Origin of the sequence: Streptococcus parasanguinis (assembly GCF_001578955.1) — a bacterium.
Taxonomy (GTDB): Bacteria; Bacillota; Bacilli; order Lactobacillales; family Streptococcaceae; genus Streptococcus; species Streptococcus parasanguinis_U.
Map to the genome: position 1 here is coordinate 282,224 of NZ_KQ969692.1, position 26,083 is coordinate 308,306.

General features: G+C 35.4%; 22 protein-coding genes, 4 tRNA genes and 2 pseudogenes. 19 read left to right on the forward strand and 9 right to left on the reverse strand.

Going from position 1 to position 26,083, the window contains the following annotated elements:
• Positions 1-231 (reverse strand): annotated as a pseudogene (locus SPADD19_RS12940) (tryptophan--tRNA ligase); the annotation flags it as partial.
• A gap of 205 nt (positions 232-436) precedes the next feature.
• Between SPADD19_RS12940 and SPADD19_RS09495 the strand changes: the two are divergent.
• Entirely contained in the window at positions 437-2,062 is a 1,626-nt protein-coding gene (locus SPADD19_RS09495; RefSeq protein WP_021154160.1) for an ABC-F family ATP-binding cassette domain-containing protein, read from the forward strand.
• Between the two features lie 49 nt (positions 2,063-2,111).
• The gene (locus SPADD19_RS09500; RefSeq protein ID WP_061455877.1) at positions 2,112-4,679 is read left to right on the forward strand and encodes a YfhO family protein; all 2,568 of its coding nucleotides are present in this window, start codon (positions 2,112-2,114) and stop codon (positions 4,677-4,679) included.
• A 99-nt stretch (positions 4,680-4,778) separates the two neighbouring features.
• Here SPADD19_RS09500 and SPADD19_RS09505 read toward each other — a convergent pair.
• From SPADD19_RS09505 to rlmH, 6 genes are all read right to left on the reverse strand, one after another.
• Positions 4,779-4,852, reverse strand: a tRNA-Asn gene (locus SPADD19_RS09505).
• 8 nt (positions 4,853-4,860) lie between these two features.
• Positions 4,861-4,932: transfer RNA gene (locus tag SPADD19_RS09510), tRNA-Glu, on the reverse strand.
• Between the two features lie 50 nt (positions 4,933-4,982).
• On the reverse strand, positions 4,983-5,741 hold the full coding sequence (locus tag SPADD19_RS09515) for a response regulator transcription factor (RefSeq protein WP_003009229.1): 759 nt from the start codon (positions 5,739-5,741) through the stop codon (positions 4,983-4,985).
• Positions 5,738-7,078 carry a sensor histidine kinase gene (locus SPADD19_RS09520; protein WP_021154164.1) on the reverse strand — a complete coding sequence of 447 codons (1,341 nt, stop codon included), beginning with the start codon at positions 7,076-7,078 and terminating at the stop codon, positions 5,738-5,740. The genes SPADD19_RS09515 and SPADD19_RS09520 overlap by 4 nt, the downstream gene beginning before the upstream one ends.
• Positions 7,079-7,417: 339 nt before the next feature.
• Positions 7,418-7,491, reverse strand: a tRNA-Arg gene (locus SPADD19_RS09525).
• Between the two features lie 42 nt (positions 7,492-7,533).
• On the reverse strand, positions 7,534-8,013 hold the full coding sequence (gene rlmH, locus SPADD19_RS09530; protein ID WP_061455878.1) for a 23S rRNA (pseudouridine(1915)-N(3))-methyltransferase RlmH: 480 nt from the start codon (positions 8,011-8,013) through the stop codon (positions 7,534-7,536).
• Between the two features lie 204 nt (positions 8,014-8,217).
• On the opposite strand from rlmH, the gene htrA reads away from it, so the two are divergent.
• The 5 genes from htrA to SPADD19_RS09555 all read left to right on the forward strand — a co-directional run bounded on the left by htrA (position 8,218) and on the right by SPADD19_RS09555 (position 13,358).
• On the forward strand, positions 8,218-9,399 hold the full coding sequence (gene htrA, locus SPADD19_RS09535; protein ID WP_021154166.1) for a serine protease HtrA: 1,182 nt from the start codon (positions 8,218-8,220) through the stop codon (positions 9,397-9,399).
• A gap of 71 nt (positions 9,400-9,470) precedes the next feature.
• Positions 9,471-10,232: a ParB/RepB/Spo0J family partition protein gene (locus tag SPADD19_RS09540; protein WP_049523088.1), complete on the forward strand. Its 762-nt coding sequence runs from the start codon at positions 9,471-9,473 to the stop codon at positions 10,230-10,232.
• 267 nt (positions 10,233-10,499) lie between these two features.
• Entirely contained in the window at positions 10,500-11,858 is a 1,359-nt protein-coding gene (dnaA, locus tag SPADD19_RS09545; protein ID WP_031574821.1) for a chromosomal replication initiator protein DnaA, read from the forward strand.
• 159 nt (positions 11,859-12,017) lie between these two features.
• Positions 12,018-13,154: a DNA polymerase III subunit beta gene (dnaN, locus tag SPADD19_RS09550; RefSeq protein WP_021154169.1), complete on the forward strand. Its 1,137-nt coding sequence runs from the start codon at positions 12,018-12,020 to the stop codon at positions 13,152-13,154.
• A gap of 12 nt (positions 13,155-13,166) precedes the next feature.
• Entirely contained in the window at positions 13,167-13,358 is a 192-nt protein-coding gene (locus SPADD19_RS09555; RefSeq protein WP_003002008.1) for a DUF951 domain-containing protein, read from the forward strand.
• A gap of 35 nt (positions 13,359-13,393) precedes the next feature.
• On the opposite strand, the pseudogene SPADD19_RS12945 reads toward SPADD19_RS09555, so the two are convergent.
• Positions 13,394-13,615 (reverse strand): annotated as a pseudogene (locus SPADD19_RS12945) (DUF1307 domain-containing protein); the annotation flags it as partial.
• A 12-nt stretch (positions 13,616-13,627) separates the two neighbouring features.
• A complete protein-coding gene (locus SPADD19_RS12950; RefSeq protein ID WP_241496571.1) occupies positions 13,628-13,891 on the reverse strand; it encodes a hypothetical protein in 264 nt (87 codons plus the stop codon).
• Positions 13,892-14,069: 178 nt separating this feature from the next.
• Here SPADD19_RS12950 and ychF point away from each other — a divergent pair, with 178 nt between their 5' ends.
• From ychF to SPADD19_RS09615, 12 genes are all read left to right on the forward strand, one after another.
• On the forward strand, positions 14,070-15,185 hold the full coding sequence (ychF, locus tag SPADD19_RS09565) for a redox-regulated ATPase YchF (RefSeq protein WP_003010773.1): 1,116 nt from the start codon (positions 14,070-14,072) through the stop codon (positions 15,183-15,185).
• Between the two features lie 68 nt (positions 15,186-15,253).
• Complete coding sequence (pth, locus tag SPADD19_RS09570) at positions 15,254-15,823, forward strand: aminoacyl-tRNA hydrolase (RefSeq protein ID WP_003009246.1); 570 nt, start codon at positions 15,254-15,256, stop codon at positions 15,821-15,823.
• A gap of 4 nt (positions 15,824-15,827) precedes the next feature.
• The gene (gene mfd / locus SPADD19_RS09575; RefSeq protein ID WP_061455879.1) at positions 15,828-19,322 is read left to right on the forward strand and encodes a transcription-repair coupling factor; all 3,495 of its coding nucleotides are present in this window, start codon (positions 15,828-15,830) and stop codon (positions 19,320-19,322) included.
• Between the two features lie 68 nt (positions 19,323-19,390).
• Entirely contained in the window at positions 19,391-19,657 is a 267-nt protein-coding gene (locus SPADD19_RS09580) for an RNA-binding S4 domain-containing protein (protein ID WP_003002258.1), read from the forward strand.
• The gene (locus SPADD19_RS09585) at positions 19,650-20,018 is read left to right on the forward strand and encodes an FtsB family cell division protein (RefSeq protein ID WP_003009251.1); all 369 of its coding nucleotides are present in this window, start codon (positions 19,650-19,652) and stop codon (positions 20,016-20,018) included. Before SPADD19_RS09580 ends, SPADD19_RS09585 begins: the two co-directional genes overlap by 8 nt.
• Positions 20,019-20,021: 3 nt before the next feature.
• A complete protein-coding gene (locus SPADD19_RS13110) occupies positions 20,022-20,150 on the forward strand; it encodes an SP_0009 family protein (protein WP_003009253.1) in 129 nt (42 codons plus the stop codon).
• The gene (locus SPADD19_RS09590) at positions 20,143-21,408 is read left to right on the forward strand and encodes a serine hydrolase (RefSeq protein ID WP_423170613.1); all 1,266 of its coding nucleotides are present in this window, start codon (positions 20,143-20,145) and stop codon (positions 21,406-21,408) included. The genes SPADD19_RS13110 and SPADD19_RS09590 overlap by 8 nt, the downstream gene beginning before the upstream one ends.
• Positions 21,408-22,682, forward strand: coding sequence for a tRNA lysidine(34) synthetase TilS (tilS, locus tag SPADD19_RS09595; RefSeq protein ID WP_049495829.1), 1,275 nt, complete (start codon positions 21,408-21,410; stop codon positions 22,680-22,682). Before SPADD19_RS09590 ends, tilS begins: the two co-directional genes overlap by 1 nt.
• Before the next feature lie 4 nt (positions 22,683-22,686).
• Positions 22,687-23,229 carry a hypoxanthine phosphoribosyltransferase gene (hpt, locus tag SPADD19_RS09600; RefSeq protein ID WP_003018402.1) on the forward strand — a complete coding sequence of 181 codons (543 nt, stop codon included), beginning with the start codon at positions 22,687-22,689 and terminating at the stop codon, positions 23,227-23,229.
• A 10-nt stretch (positions 23,230-23,239) separates the two neighbouring features.
• Positions 23,240-25,213, forward strand: a complete 1,974-nt coding sequence (gene ftsH / locus SPADD19_RS09605) for an ATP-dependent zinc metalloprotease FtsH (RefSeq protein ID WP_023920009.1) — start codon at positions 23,240-23,242, stop codon at positions 25,211-25,213.
• A gap of 91 nt (positions 25,214-25,304) precedes the next feature.
• Positions 25,305-25,376, forward strand: a tRNA-Glu gene (locus SPADD19_RS09610).
• 154 nt (positions 25,377-25,530) lie between these two features.
• Complete coding sequence (locus SPADD19_RS09615; RefSeq protein WP_003009261.1) at positions 25,531-26,010, forward strand: sigma-70 family RNA polymerase sigma factor; 480 nt, start codon at positions 25,531-25,533, stop codon at positions 26,008-26,010.
• Positions 26,011-26,083 lie beyond the last annotated feature (73 nt).

Sequence of the window (26,083 nt, forward strand, 5' to 3'; positions counted from 1 at the left end):
AGGATCTAGTCCAGCTGCCAGATAATCCAAAGCAACATTACCAATAGATTCTACAATCGTTTTTGGATCTTTTGCATGGTCTGTCAAAGCTTGCTGGTCTGCTAGGAAAACAAACATATTATACTCATCTTTATTTTGCAACAAGACGCGATTTTTTAAAGAACCAACATAGTGGCCAATATGGAGTTTTCCTGTCGGTCTATCTCCTGTCAGAATGATGGGTTTTGTCATACTCTTCTCCTTAATCGTTATCCCTATCATTATAGCACTTTCTAGTTGAAAATGTTAGTCTATCCTCTATGTTTGTAAGGAATTAACACTTTACTAAACTGTCAATTTCGTTTACATCATTGTAAAAACAAATTGACAGTAAAAAAGTTGAATTTTCCCCTATTTTCTAGTAAAATGAAGACATTATAGAAAGAGGAGAAAATCATTGCTTACAGTATCAGACGTCTCACTACGTTTTAGTGATCGAAAATTGTTTGACGATGTCAATATCAACTTTACAGAAGGAAATACATACGGTCTCATCGGTGCCAACGGTGCTGGAAAGTCAACCTTTTTAAAAATTTTAGCTGGAGATATTGAACCAACAACTGGTCATATTTCTCTTGGCCCTGATGAACGTTTGTCTGTTTTGCGTCAAAATCACTTTGACTACGAAGACGAGCGGGTCATCGATGTTGTCATTATGGGAAATGAAAAGCTCTACAACATTATGAAAGAAAAAAATGCTATCTACATGAAAGAAGATTTCTCTGATGAAGATGGTGTCCGTGCAGCTGAACTTGAAGGTGAATTTGCCGAACTTGGTGGATGGGAAGCAGAAAGTGAAGCATCTCAATTGCTTCAAAATCTAAATATTTCAGAAGACCTTCATTATCAAACTATGAGCGAGTTAGCCAATGGGGATAAAGTGAAAGTTCTCTTAGCTAAAGCCCTTTTTGGTAAACCAGATGTCCTTCTTTTGGACGAGCCGACCAATGGATTGGATATTCAATCCATTACCTGGTTAGAAGATTTTCTGATTGATTTTGAAAATACGGTTATCGTTGTATCCCATGACCGCCACTTTTTGAATAAAGTCTGCACCCATATGGCGGATCTCGACTTTGGAAAAATCAAACTTTACGTCGGGAACTATGATTTCTGGAAAGAATCTTCTGAACTTGCAGCAAAATTACAAGCAGATAGAAATGCAAAAGCTGAAGAAAAAATTAAACAATTACAAGAGTTTGTCGCACGTTTCTCAGCCAACGCTTCAAAATCAAAACAAGCAACTTCGCGTAAAAAAATGCTTGACAAGATTGAACTTGAAGAAATTGTTCCATCTAGTCGGAAGTACCCATTCATCAACTTTAAGGCAGAACGAGAAATTGGTAACGATCTCTTGACAGTTGAAAATCTTTCTGTCAAGATTGATGGAGAAACCATCCTTGACAATATCAGCTTTATCTTACGTCCTGGTGACAAAACCGCCCTTATCGGACAGAACGATATTCAAACAACCGCTTTGATCCGTGCATTGATGGATGATATTGAATATGAAGGAACTGTCAAGTGGGGAGTTACAACTAGTCGATCATATCTACCAAAAGACAACAGTCGTGATTTTGCAGGTGGTGAAAGTATTCTCGATTGGCTTCGTCAATTTGCAAGTAAAGAAGAAGATGACAATACTTTCCTTCGTGGTTTCTTAGGACGTATGCTCTTTTCGGGTGACGAAGTTAACAAGTCTGTCAACGTCTTGTCAGGGGGAGAAAAAGTTCGTGTCATGTTGTCTAAATTGATGCTCCTCAAGTCAAATGTTCTTGTACTGGATGATCCAACCAATCACTTGGATTTGGAGTCTATCTCAAGTTTGAATGATGGATTGAAGAATTTTAAAGAATCGATTATCTTTGCCAGCCATGACCACGAATTCATTCAAACACTCGCCAACCATATTATCGTTCTTTCAAAAAACGGCGTAATCGATCGTATTGATGAAACCTATGATGAGTTTCTTGAAAATGAAGAAGTTCAAGCAAAAGTGAAAGAACTTTGGAGCCAATCATAAAAATAAAGAGCCCTGAAATCATTATTTCAGGCTCTTTCAGTAGAAATATATGAATAAAACAAAGCTAAAAACATCCCTTTTTATAGTATCTTCTTTCCTGATTCCGGCTATCATGATGTTCTTTATTTACCTCTCACAAGGAATCTACTGGAACAGTGATACATCCCCCTTATTAGGAGATGGTTATCATCAGTATGTCATTTTTGATACCACACTTCGAAATATTTTACACGGGACAGATAGCCTATTTTACAGTTTTCAAAGTGGATTAGGCATTAATTTCTATGCACTCAGTAGTTATTATCTAGGAAGTTTCTTTTCTCCTCTTGTCTACTTCTTTAATGCACAATCCATGCCAGATGCTGTTTACCTCATCACTCTTCTTAAATTTGGAGCTATTGGCTTAAGCACTTATATTAGTTTACATGGAATGTTTTCTAAAATTCCTAGATCCCTGGTTCTTACCCTTTCAACATCATTTGCTCTTATGAGCTTTGCTATCAGCCAAATTGAAATAAAAACTTGGCTAGATGTTTTTATCCTAGCACCATTAATTCTTTATGGATTTAAAAAACTCATTTACAATGAGGGAGAGATTCTCTACTTTATCAGCTTAACCAGCTTGTTTATCCAAAATTATTATTTTGGGTTTATGATGTCTATTTTTCTTATTTTATGGTACTTGACACAACTGTCATGGGACATCAAAGGAATTGGAAAACGCTTCTTTCATTTTGTGATTGTATCTCTTTTATCAGTTATAACAAGCCTTGTGATGTTATTTCCAACCTTCTTAGATTTACGCACTCATGGAGAAAGTTTTTCAAAGGTTGACAGTATCTTTACAGAAAAAAGTTGGTATCTTGACGTATTTGCAAAAAATTTCATTGGAAGTTTTGACACTACTAAATATGGATCAATTCCAATGATCTACGTGGGATTATTTCCACTTCTTTTAGCGATTACCTTTTTCTTTGTAAAGTCGATCAAGTTTCACGTGAAACTTTCTTACTTTATACTCTTGACCATTCTTATTTTGAGTTTTCGTTTTCAATTATTAGATCTCCTTTGGCAAGGTATGCACGCGCCGAATATGTTTCTTCATCGATACTCTTGGATCTTTTCTTTGACGATTATTCTGATGGCAGGAGAAGTACTAAATCGAATAGAGGAGATCACTTGGATTCGTTTTAGTCTTGCTAATTTCCTCCTTATTCTAGGATTTGGAGCAACTGTCCTTTACAGCAGTCACTATAAATTTTTAGATGCTGTCAATTTTATTGTTACTTTTGAATTTTTAATTGCTTTCTATTTGGTCTGTTTAGGGTTTATCCTAAAAAAGATACCGCCTAGACTTTTCTATCTTTCGATCCTGTTTTTCTCCATCTTTGAATTATCGGTGAATAGTTATTATCAAATGGAAGGAATTGCGAATGAATGGGTATTTGCTTCTCGGTCATCCTACGAACGAGACTTAAAAGCCATCCAATCCTTAGTAAAAGAGAAGACAGACTCTAATTATCGGACTGAGATTTTACAGCCACAAACGGGCAATGATAGCATGAAGTATGGTTATAATGGAATTTCTCAATTTTCATCTGTACGAAATACGGATGCTAGCTCGACATTGGACAAACTAGGATTTAAATCTGAAGGAACCAACCTCAATCTTCGATACCAAAACAATTCTATTTTAATGGATAGTCTATTTGGTGTTCGCTATAATTTAAGCCAACAACCTGTTCAAAAATTTGGATTTAAAGAGATTGCAACCAAAAATGGAGTCTCACTTTCAGAAAACGAATATGCCTTACCAATCGCCTTTCTGTCAGCAAAACCTTATAAAAATACTTCCTTTACGAATTTGACACTGGATAATCAGACACGATTCATCCATCAAATCACAGATGAAAAATATAAATTTTATAAGAAATTAAATATTCTCTCGCCTACTTCACAAAATACTACATCTTCGTTGCAAACTGCAAAAATTGAAGAAGATAGTCATCTTTCCTACGCAAGTATTCAATATGAAGTAACGGTTCCTGCCCATAGCCAACTATATGTCAATGTTCCAAATTTACAATTTTCAAACGATGATCGAAAAGATATTGAAATCAGCTACAATGGACAGACTCAACGCTATACCATTGATAATGCCTTTCCATTCTTTTCGATTGGCCATTTTGACACAGAGGAAACAGTTACTATTCGTATGAGTTTTCCAGAAAATTCGACAGTCTCTTTTGATACACCAGAATTTTTTGCTCTGGATCTTGACCAATACACACAAGCTATCGCTAGCATTCGTCAGCAAGAAGTTGCTATTCACAAAAAGAAAAACAAATTGGTAGCAGCCTATAACGCAAATAGAGACACTACCCTTATTTTTACACTCCCTTATGATAAAGGCTGGTCAGCTAAACAAAATGGAAAACCTATCAAAATTCATCGCATCCAGAAAGGATTAATGGGAGTTCGTGTTTCAAAAGGATCCGGAACAGTCACCTTAACATTTGTTCCCCAAGGCTTCATTGAAGGACTCATTGCCTTTTTCGTTGGAATCATTCTCTTTTTCCTCTACGAATGGAGAAAAATAAAAAGACGAAAAAGTTAAGGAATCTAACCATCGGTTCACTTATAAATAAAAGGCTAGGATAGTCATTATCCTAGCCTTTTTCAAAACAAAAAAACACCCAAATGGGTGCTATACTAGCTCCGCCAGTAGGACTCGAACCTACGACATCATGATTAACAGTCATGCGCTACTACCAACTGAGCTATGGCGGAATGAGATATAGTCCGTACGGGATTCGAACCCGTGTTACCGCCGTGAAAAGGCGGTGTCTTAACCCCTTGACCAACGGACCATATATTCATTAACAGAACATATCCCATTATATCAAAATTTAACTAATTGTCAAGCACTAAATTCTAAATTTTGTTCTTCAATTAATTTTTTGGCACGTTTGATATTGCTTCTTGAGATTGGACAAGAATAGCCTTCTTTCAACAGTAGCTGTTTCTTTTTCTTATCCATTCCAATGATCATACTTCTATTCACGATAAAAGATTGATGGGGACTGAAATATCTCTCCTCCACATCTTTCTCCAAGACATCTGATAAACTTCCCGCAATTTCTTTTTGAAAATTTTTCCCAACTAAGTTTAATTTATAAGCCGAACCAACAGTTTCAATATAAAGAATATCCTTAAATGGAATTTTTATCTTTTTATCCTTAAAGTCATACTCAAAATAATCTGTCAAATCATCATTTCCAATTTGAATAGTCGTTAGGTACTCAATACACTCCTTAATTTTTAATCTAAATAAATCTTCATTCAAATTTTTATCAATAAAATCTAAGGCAGATACTTTATAACGATAGGTAATCGAAGCGAATTCTGATTTTGTAGTAATAAAAACAATAATGGCATAAGGATTTGCTTCTCGTATTTTTTGAGCAATTTCCAGACCACAATACTCATTGTCTTGGATATGAATATCTAGAAAATATAATTGGTGGATATCCGAATGCTGGATATAATTTTCAAATTCCGAAATTTTACCGGTAGAAATCACTTCAAGTTTAATTTCTAATTCCTTAGCAATTTCTGCAATATGTTTTTCTACCCGTATCTGTTGAGAGAGCTCATCTTCTAATAAAAAAATCTTCATTCTTGTTCGTATCCTCCAATCTTCAAAACTTGTAAAAAACGATTTCCTTGCAATTCCGTTTCTAAAAACATCGTTCCATAATTTGCTAAGATTTTTCTCACATTATTTAATCCTAGTCCTCTATTTTCTCCTTTTGTTGAATAACCTTCTTCATATATTTTTCTAATATCAAAAGTGATTTCATTTGTTGTATTATGAATCACTAAGTAAACAATTTTTGAAATAGAGAAAATAGCAATATGAACTTTCTTTTCTTCTGCTTCTTTTGAAGCTTCCAAAGCGTTTGTCACTAGAATCCCAACGATTCTCACGATATCTAATAAATCAACTGGTAGTTGCTCGATTGGTTCACTCGTTTCAAAGGTCATTTCTACCCCAGCATCTCTTGCATCCAACCAGCCTCGAATCAAAATACTTCGTAAAGCAGAATCTTTGATATTGACCAAGTTGAATCCTGATAATGCTTCTGTATTGATCTCTTTATAACCTTTTTCCAATACTTCTCTATGGATTCTCTGTATTTCTGGAATATTTTCTTCCTCAATGGCTAACGACATAGAAATAACTAAATTTCCCAAATCATGACGAAATCCCCTGACAATAGAATAGAGACTTTGAATTTCAGCCATATACCGACTCATTTGTTGCTCAGAAAATTCTTTATACTCCAGTTCTAAATTTTTACGATACTGATCTCGCTCGATTTTCATATGGAATAAGCTGACTACAAAAGAGAAAAAACAAATCGTTGCCAACATACTCCCAAAATTTTTATATTGCGCTTGTTCACTAATCCATAAAGCAAAATTAATCACTACAAATATAGCAAAATAGACACAGATGAGTCTCTTTAAATATTTTTCAAATTCTTTCTCATAAAAAGGAGTGAAGTCAAATTCAAATAGGTCAATTAACTTCAAAATGATTCCTAAAGAAATCAAACGAATGCACATATTGTAGACAATCGAGTAAGCTGCTACAACAGCATCCCCCAATACTGAAGAGACAATTATCGTCAGAAAAGTTGCTGTTCCTTCAACCGCTAAATAAGTAAAAAAAGAATAAAAAATGGCGCACAAGCGATTCGTCCGATTGGCATAATGATAATAAGGATATAAATAAACCGGCCATAAGAGCATATTTAAATCAGAGAGTCGAATATTTGAAAATAAAGTCACATCTAAAAATACTAAGAGACTTTCAAAAAGAAGAACAAAGGTGCTCAGCAGAAAGATAAATGCAAATTGATGTTCCTGATAGATTTTTTCGTCCACTAATGCAAACGTCAGAACAATGATCCCTCCCAAGAGAAAAGACAAGATTAATGACTGAATCACACAAACTCTCCCACTTTGTTTTTTCTATTTTATTATACTCTAGTATTATTATAAAAAATAAAATTTTATATACAAAAAATTATAATATAAAATAGCCTAAAATTAAAGGGAATAGGTAAAATTGTAATGTTTTTGTTACATGAATGAAAACTATTTTACACAATTTATATAATCTACACTTTGCACTATATAGGGATTATTGGTTCTTTTTTTAAATATTCCTAATAAATCATTCCATTACTATTTGTCTATAGTGAAGTATACAAAAATTAATAGATAATGAAAATTTATACATTTTTACATAATAGAAAAGATGCAGCAAAAGCTGCATCTCTCATTTGATCCCAGCAGGATTCGAACCTGCGACCGTTCGCTTAGAAGGCGAATGCTCTATCCAGCTGAGCTATGAGACCGAACTTACTTCATTTTAGCAGAAAAAGGAAGGAGCGTCAAGGTTATTTATGGTAAGGACTCCCCTGTTGAATCATGAAAGCACGATAGATTTGTTCCACCAACACTAATTTCATCAACTGATGAGGAAGAGTTAATTGACCAAAGCTCATTAATAGATTTCCTCTTTTTTTCACTTCAGGAGACAGACCAAGACTGCCTCCAATAACAAAAGTAAGGTTTGAATAACCAGATATCATAATCTGGTCAATCGTTTGACTAAATTTCTCTGAAGGAAATTGTTTTCCTTCGATGGCCAATACAATCACATATTCCTTATCTGAAATCTTAGAGAGAATTCGTTGTCCCTCTTTTTCAAGGATTTGTTGATTTTCGAGTTGACTGGCACGATCTGGAGTTTTTTCATCAACTAACTCAACCTGTTCTACTTTTGCAAATCGACCAAGCCTTTTAATATACTCCGCGATCCCATCTTTTAAGTATTTTTCTTTTAATTTTCCAACGGTTATCAATTTAATTTTCATTCCCCTATTGTAGCATAATTCTTCAATTCCACAAATAATCCACAGCTATAGAAAGGAAATCTATTCTATAAAGTCCTTTTTAAAGCCATTTCTCAACTAAATTCTACAAGTTATCCACAATTTGTGGATAACTTTAGTTATTTAAGATATAATTAAGAAAGTTTTTCTATACTCTAGACAATTTGATATCCTTAGGAGGAAAATATGAAATCTTCATCTAATTTACTGAAAAAAGTTGGAAACATAGCCCTCATTTTTGTTGTAGGTTTTCTAGGTGGTATTCTTGGAACCTTTTTAACCTTACAAACATCTCATTCTTCTACTTCAAATACTGAAAGTAAGCAAGTCCACTCAACCACTGTTAAAACAGCTTATAAAAATACAACCTCAACTAGTGAGGCCGTAGACAAAGTGAAAAATGCTGTAGTTTCTGTGATTACTTATTCTGATTCTTCGAATCAAGGGTTATTTGAAAAAGAAGAAAACTCTGACTCACAAATTTCTAGTGAAGGTTCTGGGGTCATTTATAAAAAAGAAGGAAAATATGCCTACCTTGTTACCAACACCCATGTGATCAATGGTGCTAAAAAAGTAGATATTCTTTTAGCAGATGGGAATAAAGTCCCCGGAGAAGTAGTTGGGTCAGATGTCTATTCTGATATTGCAGTCGTTCGTATTAGTGCGGATAAAGCAAAGGCAGTAGCTGAATTCGGAGATTCAAACCAATTAACAGTCGGTGAGACTGCAATTGCAATTGGTAGCCCTCTTGGAACAGATTATGCGAATTCTGTTACCCAAGGAATTATTTCCAGCCAAGGCCGCAATGTGAAATTGAAAGCCGATAATGGACAAAATATCTCTACACGCGCCCTACAAACAGACGCAGCCATCAACCCAGGAAATTCTGGAGGCCCATTAATCAATATTCAAGGACAAGTCATCGGGATTACCTCAAGTAAAATTTCAAATAACGGACAAACGTCAGTAGAAGGAATGGGATTTGCAATTCCTGCAAATGATGTTGTCAATATTATCAAGCAACTAGAAGAAAAAGGAAAAGTAGTTCGACCAGCTCTTGGAATCCAAATGATGGATTTATCCAACCTTTCAACTTCTGATTTAAGCCAATTAAAACTTCCTGAAAAAATCTCTGGAGGAGTACTAGTTCGTTCAACACTTGAAAATATGCCTGCTTCAGATAAATTGCAACGTTATGATGTCATCACAAAGATCGATGATACAGATATCGAGTCAACGGCAGATTTACAATCCGCCCTCTATTCTCACCAAATCAATGATACGATCAAGGTCACATTCTATCGTGATGGAAAACAACAAACAACTTCTATCAAGTTGACAAAATCAACTGAGGATCTGAGCGATTAACTTTCACTTTCTTGACATACTTGTAAACACACCTTTACGAATTTGTAAAGGTGTGTTATTCTATTCATAAGATGGAAAAATTAGAAAAAATAGCGGTAAAGGACATTCGAACCAATCCTTTCCAACCAAGAAAAGTATTTGATCAAGAAAAATTAGAAGAACTGGCTCAGTCAATCAAAGAAAATGGCTTAATTCAACCCATTATTGTCAGAAAATCTCCAATAATTGGTTTTGAATTGCTTGCAGGTGAAAGACGTTTTAGAGCTTCAAAAATTGCTGGATTAGATCTTGTTCCTGCGATTATTAAAGAGTTAACGGATCAAGAAATGATGCGACAAGCCATTATTGAAAATCTTCAACGAGAAGATCTCAATCCAATTGAAGAAGCTATCTCCTACCAGAAGCTCGTTGATCATGGCTATAAGCACGACCAAATCGCTCAATTTATGGGGAAATCTAGACCCTATATCAGCAATATGCTTCGCTTGTTACATCTAGCTCTCTCTGTTCAAGAAGCAGTCATTCAAAATGATATTTCTTCGGCTCACGCGCGTGTTCTTGTTCCTCTTGATGAAGAAGAGCAGCGCTTTTGGTTGGAGCGAATCAAACAGGATCATTTAAATGTTCGAACATTAGAAAATAAGATCAGTTCAAAAAGAAAACAGAAAAATAAAAAAGCAAAAGAGAGCTTCCTACTAGAAGAGGAACAACGATTGAAAAAAATATTAGGAACAGATGTGACGATACACTCCTCTTCTCAAAATAAAGGAACTATCCAAATTTCTTTTTCCAGTCTTGATGAATACCAACGAATTATCAACAGCCTCAAATAAGGCTGTTATTTTTATTTTTTATATTGACAAGCTTTTCCACCATAAAAATCTTTTGTAAATAGCAGAAAAATAAGAATATTCTCTAGTTATCCCCACTTTGTGGATAACTTTTAAAAACAATGTGAATTTAAATCCACAACTTGTGGAAAAGTTTAAAACTATAATTTAATTTCATGAAATTTAGCCTGTGGAAAACTATTTTTGTTTGTGGTAGAATAGGAGTACGTATGATTTGATACAATTCAAGAAAAGGAGGGAAGTCTGATAGTGTCACAAGAAGAGCAATTTTGGTCTCGTTTTTTAGAATTAGCCCAATTACAACTAAAAGATAGTGCCTATGATTTTTTTGTCGCCGATTCAAAATTAGTCAAAATCGATGGAGAAACGGCTACTATTTATCTTGATGGAAATTATAAAGAATTATTTTGGGAAACAAATCTAAAAAATGCTTTGATCACAGCCAGCTTTGAAGTCTACAATACAGATTTGAAGTTCCATTTCGTTTTTGAAGATACCGAAGAAATTCCTAGTAGTCATAGCGGTGAGAATAGGAGATTATCTTCAGGTAGCTTAACAACCGAACCGTTACCTAAAATTGATACAGGTTTGAAATCAAAGTACACCTTTGATAATTTTGTGCAAGGGGATGGAAATATTTGGGCGAAAGCAGCAGCGCTTGCAGTTTCTGAAAATCTTGCAACAACATACAACCCTCTATTTATTTATGGTGGACCAGGGCTTGGAAAGACTCACCTATTGAACGCAATTGGAAATCAAATCCTAGAAAATATTCCAAATGCACGAGTTAAGTATGTCCCAGCAGAAACCTTTATTAATGAATTTTTAGAACACCTTCGATTAGGAGAAATGAAGACGTTCAAGAATACCTATCGAAGTCTTGATCTCTTACTGATTGATGATATCCAGTCACTCGGTGGGAAAAAAGTCACGACTCAAGAGGAATTCTTTAATACCTTTAATGCCCTCCATAGCGACAACAAACAGATTGTTCTAACAAGCGATCGAAGTCCGGATCATTTAGATAGTCTTGAAGAGCGACTGGTTACTCGTTTCAAATGGGGACTAACGCAAAATATAACACCACCTGATTTTGAAACTCGGATTGCCATCTTACGAAATAAAATTGAAGATCTAGATTATATTTTTCCTAATGACACACTAGAATATCTAGCTGGTCAGTTTGATTCAAATGTCCGAGACTTAGAAGGTGCCTTAAATGATATTTCTTTAATGGCGAAGGTGAAAAAACTAAAAGAAATTACGATCGATGTTGCAGCTGAAGCTATTCGAGCTCGTAAAAACGATAATAGCAAGACGCTTGTCATCCCCATTGAAAAAATTCAGGAAGCAGTTGGAGCCTTTTATGGAGTCAGTGTAAAAGAAATCAAAGGTTCTCGAAGAGTTCAGAATATTGTCCTAGCACGACAAGTGGCCATGTATCTTTCAAGAGAGATGACGGACAACTCACTTCCTCGAATTGGAAAAGAATTCGGTGGAAAAGACCACACGACTGTCATTCATGCTTATGAAAAAATTAAAAGTATGGTCGACACAGATGATAATCTACGACTCGAAATTCAAAGTATCAAGAAAAAGTTAAATTAATCTGTGGATAACTTCCTCTAAACTTCTAGGGGTTATGCACAATTTTTAAACAAGTAACTTTTTAAGTCATAGATAGGATTCTGAGAGTTTTCCACAACTTCCACACAACCTACTATTACTATTAACTTACTAATCATAAAATAAATAAAAGGAATGACCATGATAAATTTTTCTATTAACAAAACTTTATTTTTACAAGCACTAAATACTACCAAAAGAGCGATCAGTTCAAAAAATGCTATCCCAATTCTTTCCACGATTAAAATTGATGTCACTCCAGAAGGAGTTGCCTTATCTGGATCGAATGGCCAAATTTCAATTGAAAACTTTATTTCTATCAAAGATGAAAATGCTGGTTTACTAGTGACCTCTCCAGGTTCTATTTTATTGGAAGCAACTTTCTTTATTAATGTGGTTTCAAGTTTACCAGATGTTACTTTAGATTTTAAAGAGATTGAACAAAAACAGGTTCTTTTAACAAGTGGAAAATCAGAAATTACACTTAAAGGAAAAGATGCAGATCAATATCCACGTATTCAAGAAATTGCTGCAAGTAATCCATTAGTTTTGGAAACAAAATTATTAAAACAATTAATTAATGAAACAGCATTTGCAGCAAGTGTACAAGAAAGTCGTCCAATTTTGACAGGTGTTCACTTTGTTTTATCGGATAATAAAGAGCTAAAAACAGTAGCAACAGACTCTCACCGTATGAGTCAAAAAGTGATTACACTGGAGAAAAATGGAGACAACTTTGATGTTGTCATCCCAAGTCGCTCTCTTCGTGAATTCACCTCTGTTTTTTCTGATGATATTGAAACAGTTGAGGTTTTCTTTGCTAACAATCAAATTCTCTTTAGAAGTGAACACATTAGTTTTTATACCCGTTTGCTAGAAGGAAATTATCCTGATACAGACCGTCTCATTCCAACAGAATTCAATACAGAGGCAACCTTCAATGTGGCCAACCTTCGATTTGCAATGGAGCGTGCTCGTCTTCTTTCAAATGCGACTCAAAACGGAACGGTTAAATTAGAGTTCAAAAATGGAGTGGTTTCTTCCCACGTTCATTCACCAGAAGTTGGGCGAGTAAATGAAGAGATCGATACGAGCGCCGTTTCAGGAGAGGATTTGTCTATTAGCTTTAATCCAACTTATTTGATTGAAGCGCTCAAAGCTATTGACAGTGAACAAGTTGTTATTCGTTTTATTTCTTCTGTTAGACCGTTTACATTGGTTCCAGAAGGAAATGAACAAGGGTTCATTCAATTGATTACGCCAGTTCGCACAAATTAACAAAGGTGAATCATGTATACGTTAGGTGATTTTGTAGAAATGAAAAAGCCTCACGCTTGTGTGATTAAAGAAACAGGCAAGAAGGCAAATCGTTGGGAAATTACGCGACTTGGTGCAGACATAAAAATCAAGTGTAGCAATTGTGATCATGTGGTCATGATGAGTCGCCATGATTTTGAACAGAAAATGAAGAAAGTACTATAAAAGGTTCAGTCACTTATGTGACCGAACCTTTTCGATTATTTTAATTCTTCAAATTTTCCATTTTTAACTTCTTTGAAACCACCCTGTTTCATCATATCAAAAGTTGATTTGAAGCTGATATAGTCGACTTTTTTATCTTTTTGTGTCGTTACTAATTTCTTTTCAATTAGCTGATCTAAGTCTGCCTTTTCATAATTTAGTGTTGTTTTTTCAACCAAATAATCATCTTTATATTCAGCAGAATGTGTGAATCCTTTGACATCTTTGTATTATTCATCATATTTATCGATCATTTCCTTTAATTGATCTTTCGTAACTCCCGCCTCTTTGTAATAAATAGTAGTGGTGGTTTGGTTACTGATCGCTTTATCACCTTTATGTTCTAGTGTAATACGAACATCTGTTTTCTTTTCTTGGTTGATTGCCTGAAGATAGGATTTTTGAACAGATTGTTGTCCACAAGCTCCAAGAAGAAAGAGCGTAAAGATAGCGATTAAAGAAAGAAAAATAGATTTCCATATTTGTTTTTTCATCTGAAAAACTCCTTTGTTCATTGTTAAATATAGTATATCATTTTTATCTTTTTAGAACGTTACAGTTTGATGAAAAAATCTAGTTTCAAAGGTCATGAAATATTTTATTTTTCATTACTTGTCTTTTGAATTATGTTATAATAAAAGAGATTGAAATTTGAACGGAGAAAAAAGAAAAATGGCATTAACAGCAGGTATCGTTGGCTTACCAAATGTTGGTAAATCAACCCTATTTAACGCAATTACAAAAGCAGGAGCAGAGGCCGCAAACTATCCCTTTGCAACCATTGATCCAAACGTCGGGATGGTAGAAGTTCCAGATGAACGCCTCCAAAAATTGACGGAAATGATTACTCCTAAGAAGACAGTTCCGACTACTTTTGAATTTACAGATATTGCTGGGATTGTGAAAGGGGCTTCTAAGGGAGAAGGACTTGGTAATAAATTCTTGGCCAATATCCGTGAAGTAGATGCCATTGTCCATGTAGTGCGTGCTTTTGATGATGAAAATGTCATGCGGGAGCAAGGTCGTGAAGATGCCTTTGTTGATCCACTGGCAGATATTGATACCATCAATTTAGAATTAATTTTAGCCGACTTAGAGTCTGTCAATAAACGCTATGCGCGTGTAGAAAAAATCGCTCGTACACAAAAAGATAAGGATTCTGTTGCGGAATTTAATGTTCTACAAAAAATCAAACCAGTTCTTGAAGATGGTAAATCAGCTCGGACCATTGAATTCACGGAGGAAGAACAAAAAGTGGTGAAAGGACTTTTCCTTTTGACTACCAAACCAGTTCTTTATGTAGCCAATGTGGATGAAGATGTTGTTGCAGATCCAGATTCTATCGAGTATGTGAAGCAAATTCGTGACTTTGCGGCAACAGAGAATGCGGAAGTCGTGGTGATTTCTGCGCGTGCTGAGGAAGAAATTTCTGAGCTAGATGATGCAGATAAACAAGAATTTTTAGAGGCGATTGGCCTAACAGAGTCTGGAGTTGATAAACTTACGCGTGCAGCTTATCACTTGTTGGGACTTGGCACTTATTTCACAGCTGGTGAAAAAGAAGTGCGTGCTTGGACCTTCAAACGTGGCATGAAAGCTCCTCAAGCAGCTGGAATCATCCACTCTGATTTTGAAAAAGGATTTATTCGTGCCGTGACCATGTCCTATGATGATTTGGTCAAATATGGTTCTGAAAAGGCTGTTAAAGAAGCAGGACGCTTGCGCGAAGAAGGAAAAGAATATGTTGTCCAAGATGGGGACATCATGGAATTCCGTTTTAATGTATAAGATAGCTAAAAAAATGTAAAGGTTGGAAAAAATATTTCCAACCCTTTTAGTGTTTTGAAAGGAAAGAGATGACGAAATTAATTGTTGGATTGGGAAATCCAGGTGATAAGTATTTTGAAACGAAACACAATGTAGGCTTTATGTTAGTTGATCAAATGGCAAAGTCTTTAAATCTTACTTTCTCCCATGATAAGATTTTTCAAGCTGATATCGCCTCAACATTTTTGAATGGAGAAAAGGTCTATTTTGTAAAGCCAACCACTTTTATGAATGAGAGTGGAAAAGCAGTCCATGCCCTTCTGACCTATTATGGTCTGGATATTGAAGATCTTTTGGTTATTTACGATGATTTAGATATGGAAGTTGGTAAGATTCGTCTTCGAGCTAAAGGATCAGCTGGAGGTCATAACGGAATCAAATCGATTATTAATCATATTGGAACTCAGACTTTTTATCGAATTAAGATTGGAATTGGAAGACCTAAGCAGGGCATGTCAGTTGTTCATCATGTCTTAGGAAAATTTGATAAAGACGATTACATCACCATTCTACAAACAATCGATCGAGTAGAAGAAGCGGTTAACGATTACTTGGTAGAAGAAAATTTTGAAAGAAGCATGCAGAAATACAACGGGTAAGTAGATGAATGTAATTGATTTAGTGAGTCAAAACTCCAACCTTCTATCCTGGCAACAAGGTTTGCAAAAAAATAATAGGGGATTGATCTTAGGATTGTCTGCGACCACAAAGGCTATTGTAATGGCTTCAGCATTTGATTCTATTGAAAAAGCAGTCCTCATCACTTCCAGTTATAACGAAGCAGAACGATTGGCCAGTGATTTTATTGCCTTACTTGGAGAAGAGAAAGTCCATACATTTTTGGGAGATGATAACCCTTTAGCAGAATTTGTTTTTGCTTCACAAGAAAGGCAATTTGCACGATTAGAGGCTTTGAACTTTTTATGTCAAGAAGATCGTCAAGGCATCCTTGTGACCAATGTGAGTGGTATAAAACTACTATTACCTTCTCCTAAAGTTTTTGCATCTAGCATTTTTCAATTGAAGGTTGGTCAAGAAATAGACTTAACTACTCTGAGTGACACATTACAAAAGATTGGCTATCAAAAGGTGAGCCAAGTTTTGCAACAGGGAGAGTTTAGTCTACGAGGAGATATTTTAGATATCTTTGAGATTGAACAACTCAAACCCTATCGGATTGAATTTTTCGGAGATGAGATTGATGGAATCCGAATCTTTGACCCAGAAAGTCAGCGTTCTGTTGAAAATGTTGAAGAAGTTCAACTGAAGGCAGTGAGTGATCTATTGATGCAAGAGGAAGATTTTATCCGTGGTCAGAAGCAAATAGAACAATTGCAAGAACAGAGTGCGAATGAAGAATTTAAATCTTATCTAGCAGAAATTCTTGGAGATATTTCTCAAAGGAAACTCCATCCGGATCTTAGAAAATTTATTAGTTTCTTTTATGAGAGACAATATACCCTATTCGATTATCTCCCTAAACACACTCCTGTCTTTCTGGATGATTATCAAAAAATAGCAGATCAAATAGCGAGATTTGAACTAGATACAGCTAATCTCTTGACGGAAGATTTACATAAAAATAGAGCTTCTTCTCGCCAAGTGTATTTTGCAGACACCAGTACAACATTACGAAAATATACGCCTGCAACTTATTTTTCAAACTTTCAAAAAGGATTGGGAAATCTGAAGTTTGATCATTTGTATCAATTCAATCAATATCCCATGCAGGAGTTTTTTGGACAATTTGATTTACTAAAAGAGGAAATTGAACGGTATCGAAAATCAAACTATACTGTTATTGTCCAAGCAACTTCTCATCACAATCTTCAACAGCTCCATAAAAATTTAGAAGAGTATGGGATTCGATTAGATTATATTGATGGGGATACGATCATTCCTCAAGTTAGTCAATTAGTCGTTGGAGGATTAGCTCACGGATTTCAATTTGTTGATGAAAAAATTGTCTACATTACAGAATCAGAGATTTATCAGAAAAAGATCAAACGAAAGATTCGCAGGCAAAATATTTCCAATGCAGAACGCCTAAAAAATTATAATGAATTGGAAAAAGGGGACTATGTTGTTCACCAAGTTCATGGTATTGGTCAATATTTGGGAATTGAAACGATTGAAATTTCGGGTGTCCATCGTGATTATGTTTCAATTCAATATCAAAATGGAGATCGCATCTCGATTCCTGTCGATCAGATTCAGATGTTGTCCAAATACGTTGCAAGTGATGGAAAAACGCCAAAAATTAACAAGTTAAACGATGGGCGTTTCCAAAAAACGAAGCAAAAGGTTCAGACTCAGGTAGAGGACATTGCGGATGATTTGATAAAACTTTATGCGGAGCGTAGTCAATTAGAAGGCTTTGCCTATTCCCAAGATGATGAAAACCAAGAGGCTTTTGAACAAGATTTTCCATATATTGAAACAGATGATCAATTACGTTCCATTGAAGAAATCAAAAAAGATATGGAATCGAATCGTCCGATGGATCGATTGCTGGTTGGAGACGTCGGTTTTGGGAAAACAGAGGTCGCTATGCGAGCAGCCTTTAAGGCAGTAAATGATCATAAACAAGTAGCAGTGCTGGTTCCTACCACTGTGCTTGCCCAACAACATTATGCCAATTTTAAGGAACGTTTTGAATCTTTTGCAGTAGAGGTTGCTGTTTTAAGTCGTTTCCAGAGTAAGGCAGAGCAGAAAGAAACGCTTGAAAAGTTGAAAAAAGGACGAGTGGATATTATTATTGGAACTCACCGGCTCTTGTCCAAAGATGTTGTTTTTTCAGACTTAGGTTTAATCGTGATCGATGAAGAACAACGTTTTGGAGTGAAGCACAAAGAAACCTTGAAAGAATTGAAAAAAAAGGTGGATGTGCTTACCTTGACAGCTACCCCTATACCTCGAACTCTTCACATGTCTATGCTAGGAATTCGAGATTTGTCTGTCATCGAAACACCTCCGACCAATCGGTATCCTGTGCAAACTTTTGTATTAGAGACCAATCCAACCATTATTCGAGACGCTGTGTTGCGGGAGATGGATCGTGGAGGACAAGCCTATTATCTTTACAACAAGGTAGATACAATTGAACAAAAGGTGTCTGAATTAAAAGAGTTGATTCCAGAGGCTTCGATTGGCTTTGTTCATGGTCAGATGAGTGAGGTTCGCTTAGAAAATACCCTGTTGGATTTCATTAATGGCGAATACGATGTCTTAGTGACGACAACCATTATTGAGACAGGTGTGGATATTCCAAATGCCAATACGCTCTTTATTGAAAATGCGGATCATATGGGACTTTCAACGCTTTATCAACTAAGAGGTCGTGTGGGACGAAGCAATCGAATTGCTTATGCCTATTTGATGTATCGTCCAGACAAATCTCTTACAGAAGTGTCTGAAAAACGTTTAGAAGCGATTAAAGGTTTTACTGAGTTGGGGTCTGGATTTAAAATTGCTATGCGAGATTTATCGATCCGTGGAGCAGGGAATATCCTTGGAGCTTCTCAATCTGGTTTCATCGATTCAGTTGGTTTTGAAATGTATTCTCAATTGTTAGAAGAAGCTATTGCTAAGAAACAAGGCCAAGAGCATCGTCGGCAAAAGAGCAATGCAGAGTTGAACCTTCAAATAGATGCGTATTTACCTAATGAATATATTTCAGATCAACGTCAAAAAATTGAAATTTACAAACAAATTCGTGAAATGAATTCTACAACGGACTATGAATACTTGCAAGATGAATTGATTGATCGTTTTGGAGAATACCCAGATGTTGTGGCCTATCTACTTGAAATTGGTTTAGTGAAAGCTTACTTAGATCAAGTCTTTGTCCGTCTTGTTGAGAGAAAACAACAAAAAGTGACAGTGAAATTTGAACCTATTGCCAAACAACTGTTTTTAACACAGGATTATTTCAAAGCTTTGTCAATGACACAGTTGAAGGCACAGATTGCAGAAGAAAAGGGATTGATTGAAGTGATCTTTGATATTCGAAACAAGAAAGATTTTGAAATTTTAGAAGCTCTGAAGCAATTTGGTCAAACCTTATTGGAAATTAAACAGGAAAAAGAAGAGAACTAGCAGTTCTCAGCTCATTTTTCGCATTTTATGTATAAAAAATGATACAATACTATGTTAGAGGTGACAGTATGAGATTAGATAAATATTTAAAAGTTTCTCGCATTATTAAGCGTCGCCCTGTTGCAAAGGAAGTTGCAGATAAAGGGCGGATCAAAGTTAATGGAGTATTAGCCAAAAGTTCAACGGATTTGAAAGTGAATGATCAAATTGAAGTTCGTTTTGGAAATAAAGTATTGACGGTTAAAGTCTTGGAAATGTTGGATAGTACAAAAAAAGAAGATGCATCCAAAATGTACGAAATAATTAGTGAAACAAGGATAGAAGAAGATGCCTAAAAATATCGTTCAAATGAACAATAAATATATCAAAGACGAAAGTCAGCGAAAACGTTTTTTAGAAGAAGAAAGAAAAAAACGCAATCGTTTTCTGGGGCTCGTTTTGATATTGGTCATGTTATTGTTTATTCTTCCAACTTATAATTTAGCCCAGAGCTATCAATCGCTACAAGATAAAAAAGAACAATACAAACAGTTGGAAAAAGAGTATAAAGAAACAAGTGAACAAAAAGAATACCAACAAGACATCGCTAAAAAATTAAAAGACGATGATTATGCAACAAAATATGCACGCGCTAAGTATTCTTTTTCAAAAGATGGTGAATATGTTTATACCATCCCAGATTTACTCCCCCAATAACCGATGGAAAATATCTTACAAACAGTTAAACAATTCCTTGAATTTTCGGATGAAAAATTAGAGGAATTAAAAAAGAAAAACCAAATGATTAAACTTCAAAAGGATGAAAAGGAAAGGAATACAGGTGTCTAAACGATTTCTGCTCCTATTGTTAGTTCCAATTTTATTTATTGGGTCTCAAGCAGCGAGTATCGAGCAGTCTGAGTCTTCTCAGACAATGGCTCATCCATCAGAACTTTATTTTTCTTCAATTCCAGCGAACCCGAATGTCTATCGCAAAATTTCTGTTTTTTCTGATCCTCAGTTGAAAAAAGCAAAAGGAGAAATTCTTCCCAACACACCGTTTACAATCGAACAACTCTTTGTAAATGATGAAGGGAAAGCTGTATTTAAAATAGTAGATAAAGGATATGTATTAGCAGATTCTTCTGTCATTTTTTCTGATGTTGTACAAGAAACACAAGAAAAAAAACAAGACATGTGGCTAAAACCTGGTTTTAAAGTGTATGACCGACCCTTAATAAATGGTGCAAAAGAAAAAAATACACCTCTTTCTCCTTATACAAAAGTGACAGTCTTACGTACAGCTAAGACTTTACGAGATGAATTTGTGGAGATTGAAGGTCAGGGCTGGGTGAACAAACCATTCGTTACTGAAAAAGATAATCGAATGGAAAAAGTCCAGGACTTGTTAAATAGTAAATACAATTCTCCTTCGTATGGAATCTATGTAAAACAATTAGAGACTGGAAATACTGCTGGAATCAATCCGCAAAAAGAAATGTATTCTGCCAGTGTAACGAAATTACCATACTTGTACTACGTCCAAGAACAGCTCAATAAAAAAGCCATTTCTCCAACTACAACCTACAAATATATTCCAGAAGTCAATGATTTCAAAGGTGGCTATGAACCAGAAGGAAGTGGTAGCCTTTCAAAAACACCAGATGGAAAAGAATATAGTGTTCAAGAGTTGGTAGATAAAATTGCAAAAGAATCAGATAATGTTGGACATAATATCTTGAATTATTATGTCACTCATCAATCAGATCAAGACTTCCAAAAAACTTTGGATAAAATTGCAAAGAAACATTGGGATGTTGAAAAAAGAGAAGCATCCGCTGAAATGGCTGGCAATGTCATGGAGGCTGTCTATCAACAAAATGGCTCTATTATTGATGCACTCTCCTCTACAAAATATGATGATCAACGGATTGCGCGTGACCTTCCAGTAAAAGTTGCTCATAAAATTGGAGATGCCTATGATTTTAGACATGATGTTGCGATTGTATACACAAATTCACCCTATGTAATAGCCATTTTTACAGATCATTCGAATTATGATACGATTTCCAACATTTCAAAAGATATCTATGAGGTATTGAAATAATGGAAAAGCGATTTTTAGAGTTTTGTGAAAAACAAGATCTATTTACTCCCCATCGCCGTGTTTTGGTTGCCTTATCTGGTGGATTGGATTCAATGAATCTGTATGAACTTTTATATAAGAATAAAGAACGATTGAAAATCCATCTGGTACTCGCTCATGTCAATCATGGACAAAGACCAGAATCAGATTTAGAAGAAAGTGAACTTCGAACGCTAGCTGATAGGCGAGAGACACGTATCTATGTGGCTCACTATTCGGGTGATTTTACAGAAGCAAAAGCTCGTACCTTTCGTTATGATTTTTTTAAACAGATTATGGAGAAAGAAGATTGCACCGCTTTAGTAACAGGTCATCATGCAAATGATCAAGCTGAAACAACTTTCATGCGCTTAATACGAGGAACAAAATTACGCCATTTAAATGGCATTCCTGTACGCCAACCATTTGGTAAGGGTGAGCTAATCCGTCCTTTGTTAACTTTTACCAAAGATGAGTTGATGGAAATCCCTCACTTTGAAGACAGTAGCAATGACTCACAGGACTATTTTCGAAATCGTGTACGCCATCAATACCTTCCAGAATTTGAAAAAGAAAATCCTCAAATGCAAGTAAGTCTTCGTTATTTAGCAGAAGAAGTGACTCATTGGCACCAAGCACTGAAAGAATTGACTAGCGAGTTAACCATTCAAGATTTAGCTTTTTTTAGAACGTATTCTCATTCTGTACAATCATTCTTATTAGAAGAGTATTTGGCACAATTTCCAGATTTGCAACTTGGTAGGGTACAGTTTCAAGAATTATTAAATTTACTGCGAAAAAAAAGAAATTGCGTCCATTATTTAAAGTCGAATTATGAACTACATCAGGAATATGATTTCTTTGAAATACAAAAAATCAGTCAAAAGTCGGATGACCAACCCCTCCCATTTTTGTTAGAATTTGGGAATATCTTTGAAATTGCAAATTATAAACTATCTTTTGGACAACCATTAGTAGGGGAAAATGTAGAAATTCTTTCTGTTTCACGCGAAACTCCCATCTTAATTAGAAGGAGAAAGGAAGGAGATCAGCTACTTGTTAATGGCCACCATCAAAAATTAAGACGGTGGTTTATCAACCATAAAATTCCAATTTCTCTTCGGCAAAAGGCTCTCATTATAGAACAAAATCATAATATTCTTTCTGTAGTGGGATTGGTAACGAGTGATTTGAGTAAGCTCTCAAAAAGTGGTATAATGAAAGATAGTCTTTATATTCAAAAAATAGATAGGTAAAAACATGTTAGAAAAAGATATAAAAAAAGTATTGGTTTCACATGATGAAATTGTAGAAGCAGCAAAGAAATTGGGTGAAACCCTAACAAAAGAGTACCAAGGAAAAAATCCAATTTTTGTTGGAATTTTGAAAGGCTCTGTTCCATTTATGGCAGAGTTGATCAACCACGTGGATACACATATTGAATTGGATTTTATGCTGGTTTCAAGTTATCATGGTGGTACAGCAAGCTCAGGTATTATTAATATTATCAAGGATATCGACCAAGATATTACTGGTAGAGATATTTTATTTGTAGAAGATATTATCGATACAGGTAAAACCCTCAAGAGTCTAAAAGAACTCTTTGAAGAACGAAATGCGGCATCTGTAAAGATTGCTACCTTACTGGATAAACCTGAGGGACGTTTGGTTGAGATTGAAGCAGATTACACCTGCTTTACGATTCCAAATGAGTTTGTTGTAGGATATGGTTTAGACTATGATGAAAATTATCGTAACCTACCCTATGTTGGTGTATTAAAAGAGGAAGTGTACTCAAAATAGAGGAGACTAGATGAATAACAGAAAAAATAACGGTTTTGTTCGAAATCCATTTCTGTATTTGTTGATTATTGTAGCGGCTGTGACAGGATTCCAGTACTTTTTTGCGGGTAATGGAGTTGGTCAAAGTCAGCAAATCAACTACACAGAATTGGTCAAGGAAATTAAAAATGATAATGTAAAAACGATCAGTTACCAACCAAATGGTAGTGTGATTGAAATTGCAGGGACCTATAATAAAGCTAAAGAATCAAAAGATGATACAGGAATTCAATTTTTTACCCCAAGTGTTCAAAAAGTATCTCGCTTTACTAGTGTCATCCTCCCATCTGATATCACCGTCAATGAATTACAAAAATTAGCAGCTGACCACAAAGCAGAAATCACCATTAAGCGTGAGAGCTCAAGTGGCATGTGGATAACAATTCTCACTTCAATTGTTCCATTTGTTATCGTCATGTTTTTCTTCTTCTCAATGATGAACCAAGGCGGTGGCGGAGGTGCCAGAGGTGCAATGAACTTTGGTCGTAATAAAGCCCGCGCTGCTAATAAAGAAGATATTAAAGTTCGTTTTTCAGATGTAGCGGGAGCTGAAGAAGAAAAACAAGAACTTGTTGAAGTTGTTGAATTTTTAAAAGATCCAAAACGCTTTACTAAATTGGGTGCAAGAATCCCAGCAGGTGTGCTTCTTGAAGGCCCTCCAGGAACTGGTAAAACCCTTTTAGCAAAAGCAGTAGCTGGTGAAGCTGGAGTTCCATTCTTCAGTATCTCTGGTTCTGACTTTGTTGAAATGTTTGTCGGAGTCGGTGCTAGCCGGGTTCGTTCACTTTTTGAAGATGCTAAAAAAGCAGCACCAGCCATTATCTTTATCGATGAAATTGATGCTGTTGGGCGCCAACGTGGTGTAGGTCTTGGTGGCGGAAATGATGAACGTGAACAAACCCTTAATCAGCTCTTGATTGAGATGGATGGTTTTGAAGGCAACGAAGGAATCATTGTTATCGCAGCAACTAACCGTTCTGATGTCCTTGACCCTGCCCTTCTTCGTCCTGGCCGTTTTGACCGTAAAGTATTAGTTGGACGTCCAGATGTGAAAGGTCGTGAGGCAATTCTTCGTGTTCATGCTAAGAATAAGCCACTTGCTCAAGATGTGGACTTGAAATTGGTTGCTCAACAAACACCAGGATTTGTCGGTGCTGATCTCGAAAATGTTTTGAACGAAGCAGCCTTGGTTGCAGCTCGTCGAAATAAAAAAGTAATTGATGCTGCTGATATCGATGAAGCAGAAGATCGTGTTATTGCAGGTCCATCTAAGAAAGATCGGACGATTTCGCAAAAAGAACGTGAAATGGTTGCTTATCACGAAGCTGGTCATACAATCGTTGGTCTGGTCTTATCAAATGCTCGTGTAGTTCATAAAGTTACTATTGTTCCACGCGGTCGCGCAGGCGGTTACATGATTGCCCTTCCAAAAGAAGATCAAATGTTACTTTCTAAAGAGGACATGAAAGAACAATTAGCAGGGCTCATGGGAGGACGTGTTGCCGAAGAAATTATTTTCAATTCGCAAACAACAGGTGCTTCAAATGACTTTGAACAAGCTACCCAAATGGCGCGTGCAATGGTGACAGAATATGGTATGAGTGAAAAACTTGGACCGGTTCAATATGAAGGAAATCATGCGATGTTTGGTGCTCAAAGCCCACAAAAAATGATTTCAGAACAGACGGCTTACGAAATTGATGAAGAAGTTCGTGGTCTATTGAATGAAGCCCGTAATAAAGCGGCAGAAATTATTCAAGGAAATAGAGAAACGCATAAACTGATTGCTGAAGCTCTATTAAAATATGAAACCTTGGATAGTGTTCAAATTAAATCATTATACGAAACAGGAAAAATGCCTGAAAATTCAGAGCATGAATTAGAAGAAGAAGCAAAACCTCTATCATATGATGAGATTAAGTCAAAATTAGAAGAAAATAACTAATTCAAAAGAAGGAAAATATTTCCTTCTTTTTTTATTAAAAAAGTGTTGACAGAGTAAAAATATTCTGTATAATAGAATATGTTGTAAAAATGGTCCGTTGGTCAAGGGGTTAAGACACCGCCTTTTCACGGCGGTAACACGGGTTCGAATCCCGTACGGACTATCGATAAACTGTCACCAAGTGGCAGTTTTTTTGTGTATTTGGACAAAATAGTCAAAAATAATAACCAAATAGTTAAAAAAACGTGCAGAATAGAAAAAAAGTCCAATGGGCTTCTTTATTTTTATAAAATACAGATAAAAGTAAAGGAGAGCTTATGGAATTTAATAAAATGTATCAAAAAGTAAAATATATCGTAAGAAAATGTGAAAAAGAGTATTATATTCAATTATGGGAAAAGGATGATTGGGAACAAGAAGGTCAGCTAACTCTGTTTGAACTTTATCAAAAAAATCCTGAAATTGAAACAAATGAAGAATTACTTTATACATATTTCAAAACAAAATTTAGAAATCATATTAAAGATAAAATAAGACAGCAGGAAAGTGATAAGAGAAAAATTAATAGACTTCCATATATTGAAATTGGAGAAATTAGTCACAGAATTTCATCAAGAAAAATATATTTAGATGAGCTAGTTGTTCTGAGAGATGCATTAAAACGTTTTAAAGAAAAATTAACAGTAAAAGAAAAAGAACAATATGAAGCATTACTAGCAAACAGAAGATGTCTAGGAAAAACAAAAATGAAAAAGAAATTAGAGAACTATCTAAAGGATTTTAAAAATTCAATTTAAGAACGGAAAGTTGACAGTGTATAAATGAACTTTCAAAAAAATAAAATTTTTTGAGAAAAAGTGTTGACAGTAA

What these genes read in the sequence shown, in the direction of transcription:
- tilS (WP_049495829.1), top strand. Translation starts at nt 21,408, where the DNA reads ATGGAAAAGCGATTTTTAGAGTTTTGTGAAAAACAAGATCTATTTACT.
- SPADD19_RS09555 (WP_003002008.1), top strand. Translation starts at nt 13,167, where the DNA reads ATGTATACGTTAGGTGATTTTGTAGAAATGAAAAAGCCTCACGCTTGT.
- SPADD19_RS13110 (WP_003009253.1), top strand. Translation starts at nt 20,022, where the DNA reads ATGGAAAATATCTTACAAACAGTTAAACAATTCCTTGAATTTTCGGAT.
- htrA (WP_021154166.1), top strand. Translation starts at nt 8,218, where the DNA reads ATGAAATCTTCATCTAATTTACTGAAAAAAGTTGGAAACATAGCCCTC.
- ftsH (WP_023920009.1), top strand. Translation starts at nt 23,240, where the DNA reads ATGAATAACAGAAAAAATAACGGTTTTGTTCGAAATCCATTTCTGTAT.
- SPADD19_RS09540 (WP_049523088.1), top strand. Translation starts at nt 9,471, where the DNA reads ATGGAAAAATTAGAAAAAATAGCGGTAAAGGACATTCGAACCAATCCT.
- pth (WP_003009246.1), top strand. Translation starts at nt 15,254, where the DNA reads ATGACGAAATTAATTGTTGGATTGGGAAATCCAGGTGATAAGTATTTT.
- SPADD19_RS09615 (WP_003009261.1), top strand. Translation starts at nt 25,531, where the DNA reads ATGGAATTTAATAAAATGTATCAAAAAGTAAAATATATCGTAAGAAAA.
- mfd (WP_061455879.1), top strand. Translation starts at nt 15,828, where the DNA reads ATGAATGTAATTGATTTAGTGAGTCAAAACTCCAACCTTCTATCCTGG.
- SPADD19_RS09515 (WP_003009229.1), bottom strand. Translation starts at nt 5,741, where the DNA reads ATGAAGATTTTTTTATTAGAAGATGAGCTCTCTCAACAGATACGGGTA.
- SPADD19_RS09580 (WP_003002258.1), top strand. Translation starts at nt 19,391, where the DNA reads ATGAGATTAGATAAATATTTAAAAGTTTCTCGCATTATTAAGCGTCGC.
- SPADD19_RS09585 (WP_003009251.1), top strand. Translation starts at nt 19,650, where the DNA reads ATGCCTAAAAATATCGTTCAAATGAACAATAAATATATCAAAGACGAA.
- dnaN (WP_021154169.1), top strand. Translation starts at nt 12,018, where the DNA reads ATGATAAATTTTTCTATTAACAAAACTTTATTTTTACAAGCACTAAAT.
- SPADD19_RS09500 (WP_061455877.1), top strand. Translation starts at nt 2,112, where the DNA reads ATGAATAAAACAAAGCTAAAAACATCCCTTTTTATAGTATCTTCTTTC.
- ychF (WP_003010773.1), top strand. Translation starts at nt 14,070, where the DNA reads ATGGCATTAACAGCAGGTATCGTTGGCTTACCAAATGTTGGTAAATCA.
- SPADD19_RS12950 (WP_241496571.1), bottom strand. Translation starts at nt 13,891, where the DNA reads ATGAAAAAACAAATATGGAAATCTATTTTTCTTTCTTTAATCGCTATC.
- hpt (WP_003018402.1), top strand. Translation starts at nt 22,687, where the DNA reads ATGTTAGAAAAAGATATAAAAAAAGTATTGGTTTCACATGATGAAATT.
- rlmH (WP_061455878.1), bottom strand. Translation starts at nt 8,013, where the DNA reads ATGAAAATTAAATTGATAACCGTTGGAAAATTAAAAGAAAAATACTTA.